At 42.2% G+C, this 20,395-nt stretch carries 15 protein-coding genes; 5 read left to right on the top strand and 10 right to left on the bottom strand.

Annotated elements, in window-relative coordinates:
* Positions 1 to 28: 28 nt before the first annotated feature.
* The 8 genes from E0H79_RS00215 to E0H79_RS00180 form a co-directional block, all read right to left on the bottom strand.
* On the bottom strand, positions 29 to 619 hold the full coding sequence (locus E0H79_RS00215) for a tetratricopeptide repeat protein (protein WP_070153255.1): 591 nt from the start codon (positions 617 to 619) through the stop codon (positions 29 to 31).
* Complete coding sequence (gene metW, locus E0H79_RS00210) at positions 616 to 1,209, bottom strand: methionine biosynthesis protein MetW (RefSeq protein WP_004974832.1); 594 nt, start codon at positions 1,207 to 1,209, stop codon at positions 616 to 618. The genes E0H79_RS00215 and metW overlap by 4 nt, the downstream gene beginning before the upstream one ends.
* Entirely contained in the window at positions 1,209 to 2,369 is a 1,161-nt protein-coding gene (gene metX / locus E0H79_RS00205) for a homoserine O-succinyltransferase MetX (protein ID WP_004974835.1), read from the bottom strand. The genes metW and metX overlap by 1 nt, the downstream gene beginning before the upstream one ends.
* Positions 2,370 to 2,462: 93 nt before the next feature.
* A complete protein-coding gene (leuA, locus tag E0H79_RS00200; protein WP_131260575.1) occupies positions 2,463 to 4,160 on the bottom strand; it encodes a 2-isopropylmalate synthase in 1,698 nt (565 codons plus the stop codon).
* 227 nt (positions 4,161 to 4,387) lie between these two features.
* Positions 4,388 to 5,494, bottom strand: coding sequence for an alpha-hydroxy acid oxidase (locus E0H79_RS00195; RefSeq protein WP_004974839.1), 1,107 nt, complete (start codon positions 5,492 to 5,494; stop codon positions 4,388 to 4,390).
* A complete protein-coding gene (locus tag E0H79_RS00190; RefSeq protein WP_131260574.1) occupies positions 5,491 to 6,174 on the bottom strand; it encodes a Fe2+-dependent dioxygenase in 684 nt (227 codons plus the stop codon). The genes E0H79_RS00195 and E0H79_RS00190 overlap by 4 nt, the downstream gene beginning before the upstream one ends.
* A 159-nt stretch (positions 6,175 to 6,333) precedes the next feature.
* Positions 6,334 to 8,568: a catecholate siderophore receptor Fiu gene (locus E0H79_RS00185; protein ID WP_131260573.1), complete on the bottom strand. Its 2,235-nt coding sequence runs from the start codon at positions 8,566 to 8,568 to the stop codon at positions 6,334 to 6,336.
* A gap of 294 nt (positions 8,569 to 8,862) precedes the next feature.
* The gene (locus E0H79_RS00180; RefSeq protein WP_131260572.1) at positions 8,863 to 11,001 is read right to left on the bottom strand and encodes a TonB-dependent receptor domain-containing protein; all 2,139 of its coding nucleotides are present in this window, start codon (positions 10,999 to 11,001) and stop codon (positions 8,863 to 8,865) included.
* Positions 11,002 to 11,266: 265 nt separating this feature from the next.
* Here E0H79_RS00180 and tig point away from each other — a divergent pair, with 265 nt between their 5' ends.
* The 4 genes from tig (at position 11,267) to E0H79_RS00160 (ending at position 15,643) form a co-directional block, all read left to right on the top strand.
* Positions 11,267 to 12,598, top strand: coding sequence for a trigger factor (gene tig / locus E0H79_RS00175; RefSeq protein WP_004974853.1), 1,332 nt, complete (start codon positions 11,267 to 11,269; stop codon positions 12,596 to 12,598).
* A 190-nt stretch (positions 12,599 to 12,788) separates the two neighbouring features.
* Positions 12,789 to 13,394: an ATP-dependent Clp endopeptidase proteolytic subunit ClpP gene (gene clpP, locus E0H79_RS00170; protein ID WP_004974855.1), complete on the top strand. Its 606-nt coding sequence runs from the start codon at positions 12,789 to 12,791 to the stop codon at positions 13,392 to 13,394.
* 29 nt (positions 13,395 to 13,423) lie between these two features.
* Positions 13,424 to 14,734: an ATP-dependent protease ATP-binding subunit ClpX gene (gene clpX / locus E0H79_RS00165; RefSeq protein WP_004974856.1), complete on the top strand. Its 1,311-nt coding sequence runs from the start codon at positions 13,424 to 13,426 to the stop codon at positions 14,732 to 14,734.
* Between the two features lie 192 nt (positions 14,735 to 14,926).
* Positions 14,927 to 15,643 (top strand): DUF2846 domain-containing protein, encoded by a 717-nt coding sequence (locus tag E0H79_RS00160; protein WP_070153234.1) that lies wholly within the window; start codon positions 14,927 to 14,929, stop codon positions 15,641 to 15,643.
* A gap of 102 nt (positions 15,644 to 15,745) precedes the next feature.
* Here the strand turns inward: E0H79_RS00160 and E0H79_RS00155 are convergent, their stop codons facing one another.
* Positions 15,746 to 17,272 (bottom strand): fumarate hydratase, encoded by a 1,527-nt coding sequence (locus E0H79_RS00155; protein WP_131260571.1) that lies wholly within the window; start codon positions 17,270 to 17,272, stop codon positions 15,746 to 15,748.
* Between the two features lie 236 nt (positions 17,273 to 17,508).
* Between E0H79_RS00155 and E0H79_RS00150 the strand changes: the two genes are divergently transcribed.
* A complete protein-coding gene (locus E0H79_RS00150; protein WP_131260570.1) occupies positions 17,509 to 18,120 on the top strand; it encodes a class I SAM-dependent DNA methyltransferase in 612 nt (203 codons plus the stop codon).
* A gap of 114 nt (positions 18,121 to 18,234) precedes the next feature.
* Here the strand turns inward: E0H79_RS00150 and pta are convergent, their stop codons facing one another.
* Positions 18,235 to 20,376, bottom strand: coding sequence for a phosphate acetyltransferase (pta, locus tag E0H79_RS00145; RefSeq protein WP_131260569.1), 2,142 nt, complete (start codon positions 20,374 to 20,376; stop codon positions 18,235 to 18,237).
* Between the last annotated feature and the right edge of the window lie 19 nt (positions 20,377 to 20,395).

The raw sequence follows: 20,395 nt of genomic DNA, 5'->3' as shown, positions 1-20,395 counted from the left end.
TTTGAGATCACTTCAAACGTAGTTAAATTTATTGCGCTTGAATCCATTGGTCTGCGCGGTCACGTGCTTGACGAATTTGTTCTTGAGTTAAGTTAGCTGCCAAAGCGGTTTTCTTACCTTCAGACAAAGAAATTACTTTATTGTCGAGCATGCCATCACGGGTAGATAACTCATACCACTGATACGCACCCATATAGTTTTTCTTTTGTTCTTCCATCATGGCAAGGTTAAAGCTGGCACGGTTATCACCACGGCTAGCCGCCTTTTCAAAATATTGACGTGCTAAGACTTCGTCTTTTTTCGTGCCAATACCATCTGCCAACATACGACCTACATTTAATTGCGCAGCCGATAAACCTTGATCTGCCGCAGCTTTGTACCAAGCAAACGCTTGACGGCTGTCTTGTTGAACGTCTTTACCTTGTTGATATTTTGTCGCTAAGTAAAATTGTGCGCCTGCCTGACCTGCTTTGGCTGCTTTAATCAAGCCATTAATATCCATGGTTGAATATTGAGCCGCTTGGCTCGCTACAGAAGATGATGGTGAAACATAATCTGCATGGGCTTGAATGCTCAACAGTCCAACCAATAGCGTGGTGCTTAATAATAGTTTTTTCATAGAGCGCTCACTCGATAAATTGCGACTTCACCAAACAAATTAGGCAGATGCTTACTGAGTAAACTATCTTGTTGATTCCCATTCACGGCAAGTCGGTTAATGATGCGAATATTATTTTCGGCACAAAGTGCCTCAAAATCACGAAACGTACACAAATGAATATTTGGGGTGTTGTACCACATATAAGGTAATGCATCTGAAACAGGCATTTTCCCTTTTAAGGCAAGAAAAGAGCGAGTCTTCCAATGCGCAAAGTTCGGAAAGGTAATAATTGCCTGTTTACCCACACGTACCATATCTCTTAATAATACGTCAGGTGCATCTACTGCTTGCAAGGCTTGTGCCATGACCACATAGTCAAAAGACTGGTCTGCAAAACGGCTAAGCCCCAAATTCAAGTCTTGTTGGATGATATTTAACCCGCGACTGATCGCAATTGCAATCTTTTCTTGATCAATTTCTAATCCGTATGCACGAATATTATGCTGTTTGCTCATGTGTGCCAACAGTTCACCATCGCCACAACCCAAATCGAGTACTTTAGAATTGGGTTTAATCCACTTTTCGGCAAGTTGCTGATCAAGACGCATTACACGGCCTCCTGTGGGGTTGCTTGAAGATGTTCTGTTCCGCCCAAGAATGCACGCATGGCTTTCACGTACAGTGGAATTGGGAACAAGAACGAGTCGTGTCCTTGTTCGGCATCAATATCTAAATAGCTGACAGGTTTATGATTGCTAATTAGCGCATCCACAATTTCCTGCGAACGCTCAGGGCTAAAGCGCCAGTCGGTGGTAAATGACACCACTAAAAACTTGCATTTTGTATTCGCCATGGCTTTTTGTAAGGATTGCTCGTATTCACGTGCAGGATCAAAATAATCCAGTGCCTTGGTCATAATTAAATAGGTATTGGCATCAAAATTACGGCTAAATTGTTCGCCCTGATAGCGCAAATAGCTTTCGACCTGAAATTCGACATCAAAACCATACATAAACTTGCCAGATTTTAAGTCACGACCAAATTTCTGTTTCATGGCTTCTTCAGACAAATAGGTGATGTGTCCGACCATGCGTGCCAAAATCAATCCACGTTTTGGATAGCTGTCATGTTCCAAATAACGTCCATGATGAAAATCTGGGTCAGATAAAATCGACTGACGCGCGACTTCGTTAAAAGCAATATTTTGTGCAGACAGTTTTGGTGCACTGGCAATAATCACGCATTTTTTCAGACGGTCAGGATAATCTACCGACCACTGCAAGGCCTGCATACCACCCAAAGAGCCGCCAATAATCGAATACCAGACCTCAATGCCTAAACGATCAGACAGCATGGCTTGGGTTTTTACCCAATCTCGCACCGTAACTAACGGGAAGTCTGGGCCATAAGGACGGTTGTCATTTTCAGGGTTAGGCGATGTGGGGCCAGTAGAACCGTTACAGCCGCCAATATTGTTTAGCGCCACCACAAAGAAACGACTGGTATCAATGGCTTTTCCAGGGCCAATACAGGCATCCCACCAACCTGCTTTTTTATCATCGGCATGATGATAACCCGCAGCATGGTGATGCCCTGATAGTGCATGACAGATCAGAATCGCATTGGATTTATCGGCATTTAGCGTGCCATAAGTTTCGACCATGAGTTCAAAGCGGGGCAGAACACGACCGCATTCGAGTTCTAAAGGTTCTTCAAATTGGAATTTTTCTGGAACAACAATACCTACTGAGTCAGCTGGAAAAGACACGGGAATAATTCGCCTTAAATCCTGAGGATGAATAAATAAAAGGATACCACTTGGGGTATCCTTTTCAAAATGCTTTTACATGTTAGCGCAAGATTATACTGCTGCTGCAACTACTTGATCTGTGCTTAATACGCCTTGTTCAATCAAGCGGTTGGTGCAGGCAATAATTGCATCAATAGATGAGGTCACGATGTTGTCATGTACCCCTGCACCAAAGGCAGATTTACCTGTGCCTTTGACTTGCAACTCAATCAATGCCAACGCTTTTGCATGTGCGCCAGAGCTAATGCTGCGTTCTTCATAATTCAAGACATCAATTGGTAATTGAAGTGCATTCAAAATTGCTGAAATTGGGCCATTGCCTTCACCGCGTAAGCGTTGCGTTTCGCCGTTCACGACCACATCTAACTCAATGACTTGATTGCCATTTTCATCAGATAGTTTGTAGTTTTTGGTCGCATAGTGCGCATCTTTTACTGCAACGTAAGTGTCTTTAAACAAGTTCCAGATTTCACTTGCGCTAATTTCTGTGCCTTGCTCATCGGTACGTTGTTGCACAATTTGTGAGAATTCGATTTGTAAACGACGTGGTAAAGTCACGTTGTAGTTCGATTCTAACAAGTAAGCTATCCCGCCTTTACCCGATTGTGAGTTGACACGAATCACCGCATCATAGTCACGACCTAAGTCTTTCGGGTCGATTGGCAAGTAAGGCATATCCCAAATTTCTTCGTTTTTCTGGAATTCAAAACCTTTCTTAATCGCATCTTGGTGTGAACCAGAGAATGCAGTAAACACCAAATCACCTGCATACGGATGACGTGGATGCACTGGCAAACCTGTGCATTCTTCAACTGTGGCAATAATTTCGTTGATGTTCGAGAAATCCAATTCTGGTGCAACACCTTGGGTGTACATGTTCAAGGCAATTGCAGCAACGTCTACGTTACCGGTACGTTCACCATTACCAAATACACAGCCTTCTACACGGTCTGCACCTGCCATGATTGCCAATTCAGATGCGGCAATACCACAACCACGGTCATTGTGACAGTGTACTGAAATGATCACGCCATCACGACGCGCAATGTTGCGGTGCATCCATTCCACTTGGTCGGCATACACGTTTGGTGTAGACACTTCTACCGTTGCAGGCAAGTTTAAAATTACTTTATTGGTTGGCGATGCTTCCCAAATTTCAGTCACGGCATCACAAACATCTTTAGCCACTTCCAACTCAGTTGCAGTAAAACATTCTGGGCTGTACTGGAATACCCATTCTGTTTCAGGTTGCTTCGCTGCGTATTCTTTTACTTTGCTTGCTGCATTGATTGCCAATTGTTTGGCACCTTCAACATCAACATTCAAGACTTTGTTACGGAAGGTTGGTGAGTTGGCATTATAAATATGCACAATCGCACGTTTAGCACCTTGTAAAGATTCAAAAGTACGTTGAATTAAGTGGTCACGCGCCTGTACCAAGACTTCAATATACACGTCATCTGGAATATGACCTTCTTCAATCAATTTACGGGTGAAATCGAAGTCAACTTGAGATGCCGATGGGAAACCAATTTCGATGTGTTTAAAACCAATTTTCACAAGCATTTGGAACATTTTGAATTTTTGTTCGATGTTCATTGGCTCAAAGATCGCTTGGTTACCGTCACGTAGGTCGGTACTCATCCAAATTGGCGCTTTGGTAATTTCGTTATTCGGCCATTGGCGGTCTGGTAAATCGACACGCTGGTACATACGACGGTATTTTTTGCTTGGATCTGCCAACATCATGTGAAAACTCCTTGAATAGTAGCGGTTGCATCGCGTGGATAACGGCAACTTACTATAAATATAGATTGTGTCTATTCTATCAATTTACAAGCTGTTTTCAGGAGGCTATCGCTAAAAGTAGAATCATGGCACTTGTAAACCAATATCTGTATGTTAATCGATCTGCAAGGGTAATAATTCCCTGTTTTTTACAGATACGGCATGTGTTGTGAAATATTTTTCTGATATTAGCTATTTTGGTGATAAATATAGCTGCTGTTGATTTGTTTGATGCAGCTTGTTCCCATAAGTGCCATTGTGACTTCAAATTCTTCCTTTAACAGTTTAATGCTATGCGCTGCCCCTAGCGCGCCTGCAACTGCCAAGCCATAAATATATGGACGACCGACCAAAACCGCACTTGCTCCCAAGGCCAGTGCTTTAAAAATATCTGTGCCACGACGAATCCCACTGTCTAATAAAATTGGGAAATCGTGCGATAAAATTTTTCGCATCGTGCCTAAAATTTGAATTGGGCTGACCGCGGTATCTAAAATTCGGCCACCATGATTAGACACAATAATACCGTGTGCTCCGTACTGATATGCCTGCTGCGCATCGGCAGGATGTAAAATACCTTTGAGTAAAATAGGCAGTGGACTGTGTTGTAGCAACCAAGCAATATCTTCCCATGTGGCAGCCTGCTGCATCAATCCATCAAAAAGAGGGTGCTGATTTTCCTTAAGCGGAGTGGTATTTACAGATGATTGATATACCGCCCGAATATGTGCAGGCAATTGAAAAGCAGCGCGACGTTCCCGATCTCGAATGCCCATGTGCGGTGCATCAACCGTGAGTACAATGGCTTGATAGGCATAGTGTTGCGCTTGAAAAATCAAATCCAAAGCAGCTTTACGACTGCCTTGCCAATACAGTTGAAACCATTTTGCCGCGCCCGAAACCTGATTCAGTGTGCTCATTGAAGTGGTACTTAAATGACTGAGAATCATGGGGGCTTGTAGGGCGGCTGCCGCTTGCGCTGTAGCAATTTCCCCCTGTGGATGAAACAGTTGTTGGTAAGCTACGGGTGCTAAAAAAATTGGGTGTGGATACTGTTCGCCCAAGAGCTGAATTTGCGTATTTGCCCCTGCAAAAGTATTTAAATGACGGGGCAATAATTGAATATCGGCAAACGCACGTAAATTGTTGTTCAGACTATATTCATCGCCTGCAGCGCCTTCTAAATTGGCCCAAGTGGCTGCATCTAAATGTAATTGCGCCTGTTTTTGATAGTCGGCAATGGTGTGTAAATGTGGCGGGATGTGATTCAAAGCTGCCAATGGCGTGGTATTCATAACTGACTCCATTGACGAATCAGATTGTGATAATGTGCGGTTAGTGCCAATACTTCTGCTGTATCTCCAAGTTGTTGACGCAATTGCAAAATAGTCATATCTAAATTGAACAGCATACTGCGTTGCCAGTCATCTTTTACCATACTTTGACACCATGTAAACGCTGCAATTCGTTGACCTGCTGTAACAGGTTCGACCCGATGTAAACTGGTAGCAGGGTACACGATGGCATCACCTGCACTGAGTTTGACTTCATGACTACCGTAATTGTCTTCAATAATCAGTTCACCGCCCTGATATTCTTCAGGCTCACTTAAAAACAGGGTCATGGACACATCTGTGCGAATCGGACGTTGTACCTGTGCGCAATATTGCACGGCATTATCAACATGATTGCCGTAGGCTGCTGTGTTTTGATAACAATTGAACATCGGCTGGAGGATATGCAAAGGGAGCGCGAACGACTGTATTAAAGTCTGCTGTTTCAGTGCGCTGAGGATGTCTTGTGACAGTGTTGCACAGCTCGGATGTTGCAGGTCAAACTGCAAATTCTGTTTAATTTTCTGTGCTTGAGCCCCTGCACTGAGTTGACCATTTTGCCATGCATCTGCGGTGTCCAATTCAGCACGAATTCGTTGGACTTGAATTTTGCTGAGGACCTCTGGAATGTGAAGCATCATACCGATTCTTCCTGAAAAAGTTTGAATTCAAACTGCTGAACATTCTACAGCGTTGTTCGGCATGCAAAGTTCGAGCAATAGATGGTATGAAAAATAATCTATCGCTCGAATCTAAATCTGTAGCCTGTTTTAAGCGGGCTACTACAGATTTGCTATAACTTAGAACTTGTAGTTTAAGCTGATTGCTGCCGAGCGTGGCTGCCCAAGCACGACGCGACCACCACCATTGTTTAGCGTGCTGATGTATTCTTTATCGGCAAGGTTATAAAGGTTTAAATTTAACGAGGCATTTTTGTTGAAGTTGTAGCCTGCCAATGCATCAAACACGACATAGCCTGGAATATTTGGCATGTTGGCTGGTGCGTTGCTGTCAGTCACAACACGTTTTTGTTCATCGACATAACGCGCGCCCAAACCTAATTTAAAGCCCGCCCAGTCATAGGTCGACCATAAACTTGCAGTCCATTCAGGCGACCAACGTTCCGATAAGGTTGTGGCACTCGTTGAACGTTGATTGAGTTGTTTCACTTTCATGTGCGCAACGCCTGCAGACAAATTCCAGTTTTCGGTCATTTGACCAACGGCACTCAACTCAATGCCATCGACCCGTTTTTTACCCTCTTGTACAGCAAGCTGAGAAATTGGATCTATAGTCGATTGATTTTCATTTTCTGTACGATACGCTGCAGCAGCCAAAGCCAGCTTGCCTTGTAGTAACTCCCATTTGCTGCCTACTTCATAATGATGGGTTTCTTGAGGCTTGGCATTGATTGCGTCATTGCCCGATTCAGACAGGCTAAAGTTGGCGCTGCCGGGCGGAGTCAGCGATTTTGCATACGCAGCGTAAATGCTGCTATTTAACGTAGGCTTATACACAGCGCCAAGTTTCCAACTGAACAGCGTATCGTGGGTGCTCAGATCTGTGGCCACCAAAGCATTTCCCCCACGTGGCAGAGTAAGCCCTTGATAATCTGTTTCATAATAATCGACCCGTACGCCACCATTCAGTTGAAAACGCTCCCCAAATTTTAGAGTATCAAATAAATATGCGGCTGCCGTTTGGGTTTCACCATCGGTATAACCGCCATTATAAATAAGCGCTGGCATGGCTTGATTGCGGTCTGGGTGATAAAGATTGGCCCACGGTGTATCGGCAGTGGCTTCGCCAGGCATCTGGGTTGCCATGAGTTTGCTAGATTGCTGTTCTTTTAAAAACTCCATGCCTGCAACAACATCATGCTGTACTGCCCCCGTTTTGACACTCCAGTTTAAAGTGCTTTGATTGGCCAGAATTTTATTTTCTTGATCGACGCCTTGGCGGGAGCGGTTCACTTCCCATTCGGCAGGGTTTGATGAACCATTGGTTCGAAGACCATTTGCACCTGTATTGATGCCTGTTAAAACCCGATTCATGTGGGTTTTCGCTACACGGGTGATATTGGTCAGTTTGAGTTGATCGGTTAAATCACTTTCAATTTTTGCGGTGAACATATCAGCATCGACATCTTCATAGTCATTGACATGACCATAAAAATTCTCCCGATTAACTTTAGGCGCAGTGGCTAACAGTGAATCGGTATTGTAAAAGCCTTGCATGCCCACAGTTGGAATGCCACCATCTGGAATATTGCGTTGTCTGATGTGTTGAGAATATAAATAAAGGCGTGTGGCAGTGTTTAATCCAAAGGCAATAGAAGGGGCGATGGCATAACTATTGTTTTCAATATAGTCACGTCCTTCTATGCCGCCTTCTTGCCCCATTACATTTAGACGAAATGCGGTATTTGGATTGATGGCCTGGTTAATATCTGCAGAAAGTCTTGTATGTTGTGCTGTGTTGTAAGTTGCAGAAATTTCCTGACTGCTTTCACTTTGCGGTAATTTGCTGACTAAATTGATATAACCCGATGCTGCACCACGACCCGCTTCTGAACCCGATGGGCCTTTGACAACTTCAATTTGATCAATGTTAAATACATCACGGCTGATTGCGCCTAAATCTCGGACACCATCAACATAGGTCGAGGTTTGGGTGGAAAAACCACGCATTTGAAAGGCATCGCCAGCACTAGTATTGCCATTTTCTCCCAATTGTAGAGTAATGCCTGGTGTATTGCGTAAGGCTTCAACTAAGGACGTTGCGCCTTGTTCTTGTAGCATTTCTTTTTTAATCACAGAAATTGTTTGTGGGGTATCTAACAACGGCTGAGTGTATTTTGCGGAACTTAAGTTATCTGCCTTGTATTTGCTTTCAGCTTCAGATTTAACCGTAATAGTGGGAAGCTGGGTGACGTCATCTTCAGGGTTTGCTGCATGAGCAAGTAGCGGAAGAGAGGCTGCTAAAGCCATCAGTTGCGCAGAGCGGTTGTGTTTGCGACTTTTGATCTGTGCCATTTATGCGATTTCCCTAAGTATGAACCAACACGAGGTCATGCTTTATTCGTTGGTTCAAGCTCAAAATGTGAATAAAGTGTGAAGTTATTGTTATGACGTCTATAACAAGTGTTGCTAATTGTATTGAGAATCATTATCAATCTCAATGTGTGAGCGGTAGGTTTGTGCGGTTTTTATTTGAAAATAATAATCATTATCAATATATTTATTTAAAAAAACGATACAACAGTAAAAAAGGAGAGAGAAAAGGTAGAAAACCCTGCCGAAGCAGGGTTGAAAAAAGAAATTTAAGGCTTAGAAGTCATAAGAAACAGAGAGCCAGTAATTGCGACCTGCTAAATATGTGCCTTCAGAACTGCGTCCAATAGATAAATATTTATAAGCTTGTTGAGTATCACCATTGATATCAATGTAGTCCATATTTTCAGTAAAATCTTTATCAAGTAAGTTATTTACAGCCGCATTAATACGAATGCGATCATTTAATTGATAACTTGTACCCAAGTTAAAGAGATTGTAACCAGAGAACTCATTATTTGTTTGTGTTTCAATGCTTTGCGATCCTGCATCTGTAGGTTTAACGGTATAGCGAGGACGACCAGATTGATATTCATGCTGTAGCCAAATATCGAATGCATCATTTACATGCCAAGTTGAAGTTAAGTTAAGTAAATGTTTTGCAGTTGATTCTAAAGCATAACCTTTATCTTCTCCTTTGGTAATTTCCGATTCGGTAAAGGTATAGGATGCTTTGATATCCCATTCTGGAATAATTTGATACTGTAAAGATGTTTCTAAACCATAAACCTCTGCTTCATCAGCATTAAAGCTCTTACTAAAAGAAGTAACTTTGTTGCTGAAATTAGAACAATCATTGGTTAGACAGCTAAAATTTTTAGAAATAATTTTATCTTTAATTTGGTTAAAGAATGCTGTTGTGGTTATATTTAAAGTGTCTGTTGGTTGGTAATTAAAACCAATTTCGTAGTTAACTGAGGTTTCAGGGTCTAAGTCTGGGTTTCCTAAACTTGGTGTTGCCCCTTGCCCACTGTAACCATTGATTCCATTATATAAATCTTTAGCTGATGGGGTTTTATAGCCTGTGCTGATACCACCTTTAATTGTTAAGTCAGGTGTCGTATTCCAGACTAGATATGCGCGTGGGCTGAATTGTCCGCCGAAACCGCTGTGATCCTCAAAGCGTCCACCAAAGGTGAAATAAAGATTATCTCTTAATTGCCATTCATCTTCAGCATAGAGTGACCATGTATCTTGAGTAAATTCTTTTCCAATACCTGCGATATCATCGGCAATAGTCGTGTCTTTATACTCGGTACCAATAGTCAGTTTGTGATTTGCAATTGGTGCGACTAAGTGTGAATCTATAACTAAATCAGTATTTTCTAATTTACGCGGTTGTCCTGCCAATGCGGGAAATGCATCTGTTGGAATGGTGCGTCCTTTGGTTTCAGTCGTATTGTGGCTGATATAAGTTTTCCATAAACCGAAGTCATATTGTCCATCATGACCTGCAGCAATTTGAATACGATTAAACTCAAGTTCATCTTCATATCCTGCAATACCGCCACGAGAAATGAAGTTACCCAAACGTTGATCTGAATTGTCATATTTTTGAGTTGATGAAAAACCATCGATCCAAAAAGAGTTTTGATCATCAAGTTTAAAGTCTAATTTTGCACCGATATCATAATTATCAGCTTTGCTTGGGCGTGGGTCACGACCTGTTGAACCCTGAATACGCTCTGAACGTTGACGGTCTAAATAGCTGCCACGTAGTTGCAAACCTAAACGGTCATTGATCAGTGGTCCATTGACGACAAAACTGGTTTTCCATGAGTCTGCTTCGGCATTACTTTCCATGACATTACCGCTGACAGTGACATTCCCATTCCACTCATCAGACACTTTTTTGGTAATGATATTGATCACACCACCCATCGCTTCTGAGCCATAGCGAGTAGCCATAGGTCCACGAATCACTTCAATTCTTTCGATTGCAGCCAGTGGGGGTAAAAATCCGTTTGATGTTTCTCCAAAACCATTTGGGGTAACATCTGAAGAGGTAGTTTGACGACGACCATCAATTAAAATTAAGCTGTAATCATTTCCAAGACCACGCATTTTTATATTTAGACCAGAGGTTTTACCGACACCAGAACGTATATCGATACCAGGAACATCTGCCAGTAAGTCTGCAATGCTGGTCGCATTTTTTTTCTCAATATCTTCTTTACTGACTATACTTATAGATGCGGGTGCATTTTTTAGCTCTTGTTCAAAACCTGCCGCTGAAACCACAATTGTGGAAAGTTGGTGGGTTGAAGTCGCATCGGTAGAGGTATTTGCGAAAACAGCAGTAGAGGTTGCCCCAAGTAATGCAAGACACAGCGGGTGTAGGTTGAACTTAGCCATAAAATTATATCTCTAATATGAATCAATGATCCTAATTTAGACCTATATGGTAATTAGAATCATTCATGAAGGAGTTGGCTAATAATAATGATAAGGATTCTTATTTACAACAAGAAATATACACAAAGTTGAAAATTTACAGAAAATAGCGCTCCGATTAAAAAAATTCAGTCGAGATCAGAACGTATTTTGTATATCCTTTAATGTTGTCATATAATGTGGCACTTTTTTATAAACTGTTATTACTAACTATATCGAGGAAGCCATGCAAGTAACTTCTGAAGCGGTTTCGGGCGTTGCCCGTCGTTTAAATGTATCTGTACCGACGAGCCGTATTAACGAGCAGTTTGAAGCTCGCTTGAAACGCACTGCCAAAACTGTGAAGATCAACGGCTTCCGTCCAGGTAAAGTGCCTCTAAACGTTGTTCGTCGTGAATACGGTGCGGGTATTTATCAAGAAGTGGTCAACGACATTATTCGTGACACCGTGTTTGAAGCAATCCAACAAGAAAAAATCAATGCTGTGGGTATGCCAAACATCGAAAAAACTGAAATGAAAGACGACGCTTTAGTATATGAAGCGACTGTTGAAGTTTATCCAGAAGTTGAAGTGAAATTTGACGGTTTGGAAGTTGAACGCAAGTCTTCTGAAGTAAATGATAGCGATGTTGAACAAATGCTTGAAAACCTTCAAAAACAACGTGCTTCTTGGGTTGAAACCAAAGGCATGGCGAAAAAAGACATGCAAGTGACTTTTGACTTTGAAGGTACTGTAGATGGCGAGAAGTTTGAAGGCGGTGAAGCTGAAGACTTTAAACTGGTACTTGGTTCTGGTCGCATGATTCCTGGTTTTGAAGATGGTATCGTGGGCATGAAAAAAGGCGAAGAGAAAGTGATTGATGTAACTTTCCCTGAAGACTACCAAGCAGCGAACCTTGCAGGTAAAGCAGCACAATTCAAAATCACATTGAAGCTGGTTGAAAAGCAAAAACTTCCAGAAATTGATGCTGAATTCCTACAAATCTTCGGTATTTCTGAAGAAGAAGGCGTAGAAAAGTTAAAAGCTGACGTTCGTAAAAACATGGAACGTGAAGTGAAAAACGGTTTACGTAACCAAGTAAAAGGTGCAACTTTTGATGCACTCGTTGCGGCAAACGAAGTTGAAATTCCGTCTGCAATGGTTGCTCAAGAAATTGACCGTCAACGTCAACAAATGATTCAGCAATTCACACAGCAGTTTGGTGCGCAAGGTGCAAAAGCATTTGACTCAAGCATGCTTCCAGATGAGTTGTTCAAAGAACAAGCTGAAAAATCTGTAAAACTTGGCGTATTGGTTAGCAAAGTATTAGAAAATGCTAAACTTGAAGTAGATCAAGCGCGTGTAGATGCTTACATCGAAGACATGGCTTCTTCTTATGAAGATCCAAGCGAAGTGATTGAATACTTCAAAAACGACAAACAACAACGTTCACAAATTGAAGCTGTTGTTTTAGAAGACCAGGTTGTAGATCACATCTTAGCTTCTGCAAAAGTTACAGATACAACTGTAAGCTATGAAGACTTATTGAAAGAGCAGCAAGCTCGTCAACAAGGCTAATTTGCTTTGATACAAAAAGGCGCTTCGTGCGCCTTTTTTATTGCATCGCGGTTTTCAGTTTTTCAGAGATTGATCGCATTTAACTCAAAATATCTACGATTTAAGCCGTGAATATTTTGCAATTTAGACAATTATCCCTCATATTGTGAACATGAGTCGTGTCACAAGAATTTAGGAATAAATAACCATTATGTATGTTCCAACAATTGAAAATGCTTTAGTACCCATGGTGGTCGAACAATCATCTCGTGGTGAGCGTTCTTTTGATATTTATTCACGTCTTTTACGTGAACGTGTCATTTTCTTAACGGGTGAAGTCGAAGATAATATGGCCAACTTAATTGTGGCGCAGATGTTGTTTTTAGAAGCTGAGAACCCAGATAAAGATATTCACCTTTACATTAACTCACCAGGTGGTTCAGTGACTGCAGGTATGGCAATTTACGATACCATGCAATTTATTAAACCAGACGTCGTGACTTACTGTATGGGACAAGCAGCATCTATGGGTGCATTCCTGTTAAATGCAGGCGCAAAAGGTAAGCGTTACTGTCTTGAGAATGCCCGCGTTATGATTCACCAACCATTGGGTGGTTTCCGTGGTCAGGCATCAGATATTGAAATTCATGCGCGTGAAATTCTATTCATTAAAGAGCGTTTGAACCGTTTAATGGCAGAACATAGTGGTCAGGACTATGAAACTGTCGCAAGAGATACCGACCGTGACAACTTCATGACTGCGCAGGCAGCGAAGGAATACGGTCTTGTGGATGAAGTTTTAACAAAACGTCCATAAGTTTTAAAGATTGAGATATTGGAGTGACTATGTCCGAACATCCTCAGGGACAAAAACATTGTTCATTTTGCGGTAAAACGCAGTCTGAAGTCGGGAAGCTGATTGCAGGCGAGGACGCATACATCTGTAATGAATGTGTGGACGTATGCTTAGACTTGGTTCAGACCAGTCAACAAGTTGAGTCGGGTGATTGGGCAACACGTCCATTGCCAAAACCACATGAAATTCGTGCTGCGCTTGATCAGTATGTAATTGGTCAAGATACTGCGAAAAAAACCTTATCGGTTGCAGTATATAACCATTACAAACGCCTAAAAGTGAGCAATCAGGCGCATAAAGCAGGCGATGCTGTCGAAATCTCAAAAAGTAACATCATGTTGGTAGGTCCAACGGGTTCGGGTAAAACCTTACTTGCACAGACCTTAGCACGTCTATTAGATGTGCCTTTTGCAATGGCAGATGCCACGACTTTAACCGAAGCGGGTTATGTGGGTGAAGATGTCGAAAACATCGTGCAAAAGCTGTTGCAAAAAGCCGATTACGATGTAGAAAAAGCACAAAAAGGCATTATCTACATTGATGAAATTGACAAGATCACGCGTAAGTCTGAAAACCCATCAATTACTCGTGATGTGTCTGGTGAAGGTGTTCAGCAAGCCTTGCTCAAAATGATTGAAGGCACGGTGGCTTCTATTCCGCCTCAAGGTGGACGTAAGCATCCGCAGCAAGAATTCATTCAAATTGATACTTCAAATATCTTGTTTATTTGCGGTGGCGCATTCTCTGGTTTAGAGAAAATTGTGCAGCAACGCCAAGAAAAAGGCGGCATTGGTTTTACGGCAGACGTGAAGAAAAAAGATGAAGGCAAGAAATTGTCTGATTTATTTCGTCAGGTAGAAGCAACCGATTTGGTGAAATTTGGCTTAATTCCAGAGTTCATTGGTCGTTTGCCTGTAATTGCAACGCTAGACGAGCTAGATGAAGATGCATTGATGCAAATTCTGACCGAGCCGAAAAATGCCTTAACCCGTCAATATCAATACTTATTCGAGATGGAAAATGTCGATTTAGTCTTTGAAGATGCAGCATTACGTGCAGTGGCGAAAAAAGCCCTTGAACGTAATACAGGTGCGCGTGGTTTGCGTTCAATTCTGGAAAATGCCTTGCTCGAAACCATGTACGACTTGCCAAGCCGTACCGATGTTGGCACAGTGGTAGTGACTGAAGCGGTGATTGAAGAAGGTGCTAAACCTGAATTTCAGACCGAACGTCAGCCTCAAACAGAAGAACCTGCAGCAGAAAAAATTGACTTAAAAGTATTAGACAGCAAAACTGCTTAATACGCTATTCGTCTGAAACGTGCCGAAACGCTAGGTTTCGGCACGTTTTTTATTGTCAAAAAAATCAAGGCAGTGTTAATCTTAGACCTAGGCGTGGATGCCCATTATTCAAAACAACAATTGCAAAATGAATTTGCAGCGTGATTTCAAAAACGTGATTTACAAAAATAAGAAACGCAGTGAGGGATAGACATGCGTGGTGTCGCAATCTTGGTCGTGACCAGTTTAATGTTGCTGGGATGTCATGGCAAAAAAAACGTGGTGCAACAAACGCAACCACCTAGTACCTTAAAAGTTTTAGATTTAGAACAAAAACCTGGTTTTGTAGAACAACACCGTTTGGGCATGATGACCATTGGTGGTTGGGTCAATCAAAAACTAGGGCAAAATTTTAAACCTGTTCAGGCACAACATGCCGATGCTGCCATCGTGTATTTATATCGTCCAGATTCTAAATGGAATAGACAGGAAATTGTCGCGGCTAGTATGTTTATCAACAAACATCGGATTCCAAGTTTATTGCACAATCATTATTACTGGGTTGAACTGGCACCGGGCGCGTATCGTCTGAGTGTGAGTCGTCCTTTGGGTGCATTACATTTCCAAAAACCAAAGTATTTGGATTTTCAGGTACAGGCAGGGCAGTCGTATTTTATTAAATATGATGAAGAAAACTTGAGTACCCGCAAAGAGGTTTCAGGGCCTTTAATTCTTATGCCTTCAAGTACGGCACAACAGGAAATAGCGTTTACTCAATTGAAAACCGAAAGCTATAACTTTGTCGCGGAAGATCAAACCACAGGTAAGTTGCGTAAAAAGCCACAAAAAATCAAGCATGAGAAATATGACCCTGCGGAAGATGTGCACTTAACCCAACCCTTTAAATTGTGGGATCCGAGAACGTGGTAAGGTTTTGCATCTTTATCTCATGCATTGCTTTTATTTATTTCCAGTAAGCATAAAAAAGCACCCAATGTTGGGTGCTTTTTCGCTTATTACTAAATTGGAATATTATTCTGCTGCAGCATCTACAATGGGAATCTTGCCAATTTTAGCTTGCCAGATTTTTGGTGCAATCGCGTGGATAGATGTACCATTGACATCTACCGCAACAGATACAGGCATATCTTCAACTTTGAATTTGTAGATTGCTTCCATACCTAAGTCTTCAAAAGCAACCACTTCTGCTTCACGTACTGCTTTAGATACGAGGTAAGCTGCACCACCTACTGCCATGAGGTAAGTCGCTTTGTGGTCTTTGATCGCTTCAATGGCTGCAGGACCACGATCTGCCTTACCAATCATACCGAACAAACCAGTGTGTTCTAAGACTTGGCGGGTGAATTTGTCCATACGGGTTGCCGTTGTTGGACCTGCAGGGCCAACGACCTCATCACCAACAGGATCGACAGGGCCAACGTAGTAAATGAATTTGCCTTTTAAGTCGACTGGTAATTCTTCACCATTGTTGATCATGTCGACCATGCGCTTATGTGCAGCATCACGACCTGTGTAAATCGTACCGTTTAATAACAACGTATCGCCCGGCTGCCAAGAGTTCATTTCTTCTTGAGTAATGTTGTCTAAATCTACACGTTTAGATTTAGAAGAATCCCAAGTTACTTCTGGGTAGTCTTCAAGTTTAGGTGCTTGAATATGGGCTACACCTGAACCATCTAACTGGAAGTGTGCGTGACGAGTTGCAGCACAGTTTGGAATCATACCCACTGGTTTGCCTGCAGCGTGGCAAGGGTAGTCTTTAATTTTAATATCAAGAACCGTCGTTAAGCCGCCCAAACCTTGTGCGCCAATACCAAGAGCATTCACTTTCTCGAAGATCTCGATACGGAGTTCTTCCATTTTGTTTTGTGGACCGCGACGTAATAATTCGTCCATGTTGATTTCTTCCATAAGTGCTTCTTTTGCAAGCATCATGGCTTTTTCAGCAGTACCACCAATACCAATACCGAGCATACCCGGTGGACACCAGCCTGCACCCATAGTTGGAACAGTTTTAAGTACCCAGTCTACAATTGAGTCAGATGGGTTCAGCATGGCCAATTTAGATTTGTTTTCTGAACCACCACCTTTAGCAGCAACCGTAATATCAACTTTGTTACCCGGAACGAGTTTGTAGTGAATCACTGCTGGGGTGTTGTCTTTGGTATTTTTACGACCAAATGCAGGATCAGCCAATACCGATGCACGAAGTACGTTTGAGTTTTCTAGGTAACCTTGACGTACACCTTCGTTAATCGCATCGTCCAAGCTCATGGTTAAATCAAATTTAACGTCTAAACCCACTTCAAGGAATACGTTTACGATACCAGTATCTTGACAGATTGGACGATGACCTTCTGCACACATACGTGAGTTAATTAAGATCTGTGCAATCGCATCTTTCGCAGCTTTGTTTTCTTCACGATCATAAGCACGGCTCATCGCTTGGATGAAGTCTTGTGGATGATAGTAGGAAATGAACTGAAGCGCGTCTTTGATCGAAGTGATCAAGTCATCTTGCTTGATAATAGTTGTCATATCAAAAATCTCTTGAGCGGGCGGATAGCTAGCGGGCTAAATTATAAGATAAAATGCAGCGATTGTGGGCACTTTGATCAAGCTTTGGGCGAAAGTTTAATATCAGTCGTTAGCTTGAGAGAATTTGTGAAATATCCATAAAATTATGTCGTCAAAACGGGCCATGATTTTGCTGTTTTGTTGGTGCAAATTCAGCTATGTTCAAAGACTTCTTTGGAATGATGTTTGGGGTAAATATGAATGATCACACGCATTTAGCTGCTCAGATTATCCCCATTTATCAACGGCATGCAAAAGCGTGGACAGACTTGCGCGGTCAGTTGTTATATGAAAAAACTTGGCTGGATCGTTTTCTTGCTTATTTGCCTGCGCAGGCCAAAATATTAGATTTGGGCTGTGGTTCGGGGCGTCCTATTGCTGCATATCTATTACAGCATGGGCATCAACTTACAGGAGTAGATAGCGCAGACAGCATGCTGGAGATGGCACGTGAACATTTTCCTGAACAGTGCTGGATTGAAGCCGATATGCGCTCAGTGAACTTGAATCGGTGCTTTGATGGTATTTTGGCGTGGGATAGCTTTTTTCATTTAACGCCAAACGATCAGCGCTGCATGTTCGAGAAATTTGCGCAATGGTCTACCGCCAATACAGTTTTAATGTTTAGCAGTGGACCTGCTGCGGGTGAGGCGATTGGGGAAATGTTTGGTGAAGCACTTTATCACGCCAGTTTGTCGCAGGATGAATATCGGCAATTGTTAAAAGATTATGGCTTTAAAGTTGTGAAAATGCTCGCGGAAGATCAGGACTGTGCAGGGCATACGGTGTGGTTGGCGCAGAGGTTTTAAAAATAGATTGGATGGAGCTAATCAATTTTTGTAGTGATCTATGAATCTACAGTGTGGAATAAAAAAACCACCCAATTTTTCAATCAGGTGGTTTGTAAAACTTAACTTTACGAATTATTGAGCTGCTTGTTGCTCTGCCTGAATCGCAGTCAATGCAATCGTGAACACAATGTCATCTACCAATGCACCACGTGACAAGTCATTCACTGGCTTGTTCAAGCCTTGTAGCATTGGGCCAACACTCACCACGTTAGCAGAACGCTGTACTGCTTTATACGTCGTGTTACCTGTGTTCAAGTCAGGGAAAATGAACACATTGGCGCGACCTGCAACTTGAGAGTTTGGTGCTTTAGAGCGACCAACACTTTCAACCGATGCTGCATCGTACTGTAATGGGCCATCAATCAGTAAGTCAGGACGACGTTGTTTCGCAATTTCAGTCGCTTTCGCTACTTTTTCTACGTCAGCACCTGCACCCGAAGTACCAGTTGAGTAAGAAATCATGGCAATACGTGGGTCAATACCAAACGCTTTTGCAGAGTCAGCAGATTGAATCGCAATTTCAGCCAATTGTTCAGCATCTGGGTCTGGGTTAATCGCACAGTCACCGTACACATATACTTCATCTGGTAACAGCATAAAGAATACTGAAGATACCAATGAATAATCAGGTGCAGTTTTAATGAGCTGGAATGCGGGACGAACTGTATTGGCTGTAGTATGCACCGCACCAGACACCAAGCCATCAACCTGATCAAGTGCTAACATCATCGTACCTAATACGACAGTGTCTTGCAGCTGTTCACGTGCTTGATCGTCAGTAAGTTTGCCTTTACGCATCGCAACCATTTTTTCGACATAGTTTTCACGAATCAAGTCAGGATCAATGATTTCTAAGTCGTGTGGAAGCTCAATACCGCGTGCTTTGGCAACATCGACTACCGCTTCTGGTTTTGCCAATAATACGCAGTGGGCAATACCACGTGATTGACAAATCGCTGCAGCTTGAACGGTACGTGGCTCATCACCCTCTGGAAGCACGATACGTTTTTTCGCTGCAATAGATTTTTGCACCAATTCATGGCGGAACGCAGAAGGCGATAAACGTGGTTTATGCGTATCGCTGATTAATTGGGTTAACCATTCTGCATTGATGTGACTGGCCACAAAGCGGGTAACTTGTTCTGCACGCTCAGTATCATCTACAGGAATTTCGTTGCTCAGGTTTAATAACTGATGTGCAGTTTCAAAGGTGCTCAATTTAGTATGTAAAATTGGCAAGCCATTTTTCATTGCTGCTTGGCAGAACTCTAAAGCTTGTGCGCTTGGTGCTTGATGTTCAGTTAACACCAAACCTGCAAGTGGAATACCATTGCTGCTGGCTAAGCTACTGGCAAGCAATACATCGACACGGTCAGAACCACTGATAATCAGCTCGCCTGCAACGAATTTATGCATTTCGTGTTCAATATTCGATGCAATTAAGCTGCTGTGTAATACACGGCGCTGCGCTGCTTCACCTTGGTTAATCCATTCTGCAGAAATGTGTGCAGCCAAGTCCGACATGCGTGGCACACTTAAAGTATTGCTGAATGGCACCAAGCCAATCACTGGCATGCAATCTTTACCAATCATTGGATGTGTAGTTTGAATTTTGCTGACAAACTGGTTGGTGTCGCTAATTAAACGTAAGTTTGGATCAAGCGTAACAGGAATTTGTGCAGAATCTTCTGGTAAACCTTTGGTACGCATAAACAATACGCCCGCAGTACGCTCACAAGTTGCACCACCAAAGAAACGTAATTGATTGTCTACTTTTGACGCTGTTTTAACAGCATTGTTGATGTCGGCATTGCTGACAATAATGACTTTTGCATCAAGTGCTTTAGCCAAATTTGCATTCAATTCAGTTGCAAATGGATCACGTCCGTTTGGCAACACGCCTTCTACAATAATGATATCGTGATGTTTAGAAATTTCACGATGTAAACGAACTGCATCTTCAAGCAATTCGTCATTTTCATCATTTTTTAAACGCTCAGTCAGCGCAGTATAAGAAATCGGCTCAACTGTTTCATGCTTGAACAGGTGACGATACAACGCAGTTGTGCGGTCTGCTTCAGGTTGTAATTCTTGTGAAAAAGGCTTTAAGAAACCTGCTTTTACGCCTTGGCATTCCAAAGCGTAAATTAAACCTAAACATGCTGATGTTAAACCAACACCAATTTCTGTAGGAACCAAAAGTATTGTTTTCATAATTTTTTCTAAATCGTAA

Origin of the sequence: Acinetobacter sp. ANC 5045, assembly GCF_004331005.1 — a bacterium.
GTDB lineage: Bacteria > Pseudomonadota > Gammaproteobacteria > Pseudomonadales > Moraxellaceae > Acinetobacter > Acinetobacter towneri.
Note: the sequence above shows the minus strand (reverse complement) of the source record. Positions and strands in the feature narration are given on the sequence as shown.